This is a genomic window from uncultured Gimesia sp. (assembly GCF_937919775.1).
GTDB lineage: Bacteria > Planctomycetota > Planctomycetia > Planctomycetales > Planctomycetaceae > Gimesia.
Map to the genome: position 1 here is coordinate 1 of NZ_CALFPF010000801.1, position 3,480 is coordinate 3,480.

Annotated in this window: 2 protein-coding genes; one reads left to right on the forward strand and one right to left on the reverse strand. The window is 50.9% G+C overall.

The window, feature by feature from the left end; all coding sequences use genetic code 11:
- Positions 1 to 192 precede the first annotated feature (192 nt).
- Positions 193 to 1,521 carry an asparagine synthase-related protein gene (locus Q0294_RS22845; RefSeq protein WP_299470087.1) on the reverse strand — a complete coding sequence of 443 codons (1,329 nt, stop codon included), beginning with the start codon at positions 1,519 to 1,521 and terminating at the stop codon, positions 193 to 195.
- Between the two features lie 277 nt (positions 1,522 to 1,798).
- Here Q0294_RS22845 and Q0294_RS22850 point away from each other — a divergent pair, with 277 nt between their 5' ends.
- Positions 1,799 to 3,163: a DUF1501 domain-containing protein gene (locus tag Q0294_RS22850; RefSeq protein ID WP_299470089.1), complete on the forward strand. Its 1,365-nt coding sequence runs from the start codon at positions 1,799 to 1,801 to the stop codon at positions 3,161 to 3,163.
- The last annotated feature ends 317 nt before the right edge of the window (positions 3,164 to 3,480 follow it).

Consider the following 3,480-nt stretch of genomic DNA (forward strand, 5'->3'; position numbering starts at 1 on the left):
GCGGCATACTCGAGTTCATTTAAAAAAGCATAGGGAGTCTGAGGGGAAATCGGGTTTTTAGACGGCCGTGCTGCCAGGATCTGCTGGTCAGTAATTGGGGGATGCGGGAGATGCATGGAGTCCGTCAGTTTGAATCAGATGGAATGAGACAACCTTGATCCGTTATTCAAAAAGCCTGGCAAAACCGATTTCTCATTCATAAAGCGCTAACAGCGTCTGTCGATACACGCTTTCAGAGTCAGAGAAAACGGAGTCGAAGGATTCCTGATTGAGTGTTCCTTCCTGGAACCGGCGTTTCGGATAGACGGGCATGGAAAGTCCTGTCAGCCGTTTGATCCCTCTGCACACGATGTCCCCTTTCAGAGCATAAAGCTTTCTGGGATTCCAGTCTGTCAGTTCGATGTAGGGAATGCCTTCTGCCACGTCGATGACGTTCGGCAAGGCATAAGGGCTGAAGCCCTGGAAACCGAGACTGCGGGCCGGCGCATAGGTTCTGACATGCCCGCGGCTTTGACCGCCGGAATAGGTGAGAGAATGCTTAACCGCTTCCACTCCCCAGCCTTCCTGATACAGCATCAGATTATTGAGCACGCTGCGAATGGTCAGCTCGGGATTCGCTTCAATCGGATAATCCTTCAGATTTTCATCCCCGCCATCGCCGTCAATCAAATATTTCCAGCGCGGATAGAGCTTGCGAATCTTCTTGCACAAGGCATACGTCATTGTCGCTGCCTGCACGTCAAGCTGTTTATAATCCTCCAGGATTTTGATCGTTTCTTCAAAGTCCAGACTGCTTTGCGGGACTTCCAGCACCTCCAGGAAGAAGCTGAGATTCATCTGTTCTAAAAACTGATGTGCCTGCTGACAATCACTACCTTCACCGTCAATTGAAAGCGAAAACGCTTTCAGGCGCGAAGGAGATTCATTGCGTGTGATCAGCGCGTGGTAAACCAGCAGGAACAGAGCCCCGCTGTCGATGCCTCCGGAAAAAAGTACACCAATCGGTTCCTGCGGCGGAATGGTATTCAGCCACTTGTTTATTTCCAGGGAAACAGCGCCGATATACTGTTCTCCGATTTCATCCAGTTGATGTGAGAGACGATTTCGAACGGGCGTAAAGAAACGCGTTGTTTGGGGATTGGGGTCGGGGCAGCCGATTAATTGCAGTTCCAGAATGTAGTGAGCGGGAACCATTCTTGTATAAGAGGGATGGAATTGCCCGTCGAGCCCTTCGGTTTTGAGGAACTCATAGATTTCATCCATTCGTTCTGCAATTACCAGGCAGGGGCCTTCCGCGCGCTTGGCCAGAAAGAATCTCATCGGCCGTCCGATGGAGCGGGCCATCCGAATGCGAGTGCCTGCTTTATGCACGAGCGCAAACTGACCGTCAATTTCCCTGACACGTTCCGGCGAACCGCTGCCGACTCGTTCTGTTGCCTCTTCAAAGGTCATGTTGAAGAGAATGTTCGCATCAGGGGCCAGCAAATTAACAAGCCGTTCCACATACGCTTCATGTATCATTAAATCTAATCCTGAGATTTAATTTGATGTCACTGAGGTTATTTTTGAATGTTCAAAAATTCTACGATCTACATCACGAAATGAAAACTCATGGTAAGTGAATCCTCTGCAAATTATCGGAATATCATGTTCACAAAAGCGTCTGCCGATGTTTGGATTGAAGTACAGGATACCGCATCTTCTGAAAGAATCTGCGACCGTTCGCCTGAATCGCGAAAAGGGGTTGAGAAAGTCGCCAAGGTCTGATAGTTTCTACAGATCACATAGGAGGGTTTTTATGAGTCAGTGCCTGTTCTCTGCAGATCTTTCGCGGCGTCACTTTCTGAAAATTGGCTTGTTGGGTATTACGGGAGGGTTATCCCTGCCGTATCTGAGCGGGTTAGACGCCGGCGTGGCAAAAAAAACGAGTCAGCAGTCGGTCGTCATGATCTATCTGCCGGGGGGGCCGACACAATTCGAAACGTTCGATCCCAAGCCAGACGCACCCGGCGAGATTCGCGGCTCTTTCACAGCAACACAGTCAAAAGTTCCGGGCATCCAGTACTGTGAGTTGCTTCCGCAGTTATCAGCGATCGCAGACAAATTCTCCGTCGTACGCACGCTGGTCGGCATGGAGAATCGGCATGAATCGTTTCAATGTTATACGGGTCGAGCCGGGGGACGAACCGAAGACGGTGAACCGGCAGGAGGCTGGCCGGCATTAGGCTCGATTGTTTCTCAACTGTTGGGCCCGGGAAACGCAGGGATGATTCCCTATGTTGATGCGGCTCCCAGGATGAGCTACAGCCCTTACAACAACAACGGAAGTCATCTGCAGGGCAATCCTTCGTGGCCCGGATTCACCGGATTTAACCACATTCCCTTTACGCTGGAAGGCGAAGTGAAATCGGATCTGGTTTTAAACGGGATTGATGTAACACGACTCAATGAGCGCAGGGCATTGCTGGAATCATTCAAAGGCAGTCAGCAGAAGTTTGAAGTTGACGGTATCGATAATTTACAACAACAGGCGTTTCAAATGCTGACTTCAGGCCGTTTCGCAGAGGCCATGGATCTGGAAAAAGAGCCAGTCTCGGTCCGCGATCGTTATGGCAAACTACAGAAAACCGATCCCAGTTTTGGTGGCGCTCCACAAAGTCCACAGCATTTATTGCTGGCACGGCGTCTGGTAGAAGCGGGCGTGCGTTGTGTGACGGTGGCCTTTGGCGCCTGGGACTGGCACGCCAATCGGGAAGGCAGCATTGAATATCTGTCTAAAAAGTATTTACCTGTATTCGACCAGGCTCTGGCGGTCTTTCTGCAGGATCTGGAGGAACGGGGGCTCTTGGAACAGACGACCGTAATCGTGTGGGGAGAATTTGGCCGGACTCCGCGCATCAATGCCAAGGGAGGCCGTGATCACTGGCCGGGAACGCAATCGGTTCTGCTGGCAGGGGGCGGAATTCAGGGGGGCCGCATTGTGGGGCAGACAGATCGTATTGGTGGCGTTCCCCTGGATCGTCCGGTTCACGTTCAGGAAATCTTTGCGACACTCTTCAATAACCTCGGCATTGATACACAAACGGCGCAGATTACGGACTTGTCGGGCCGCCCGCGCTATCTCATCGATGAGAATCGGCACCCTATCCGTGAATTAGTTTAAGTTTCTTCAATGAGACGCTGGAGCCTGTCATAGATCCAAATTGTTGCCTGCCAACGGTGGTCACAGGGACAGCGGAAGTGAACCGTTGACGTTGCGGTAATATCGAATATACTGCACCTTAAACCGGACCATTTGTCACGCGCCAGGACATCTGTCAGTAAACCCGCTCTCAGTGCGCTCGAGACTCGATCAGATGATATTTGATCTTTGCTGATGTCCTGATCTGCATTTTACCAGAAGATTAGTAATGATGCTAAATAGAGAAGTACCTCGGATTTCACCTCCCAGGTCACTGAAAGACAGTTCCGACAGATCGA

Coding starts and splice junctions, on each gene's coding strand:
- Q0294_RS22850 (WP_299470089.1), top strand. CDS start 1,799: ATGAGTCAGTGCCTGTTCTCTGCAGATCTTTCGCGGCGTCACTTTCTG.
- Q0294_RS22845 (WP_299470087.1), bottom strand. CDS start 1,521: ATGATACATGAAGCGTATGTGGAACGGCTTGTTAATTTGCTGGCCCCT.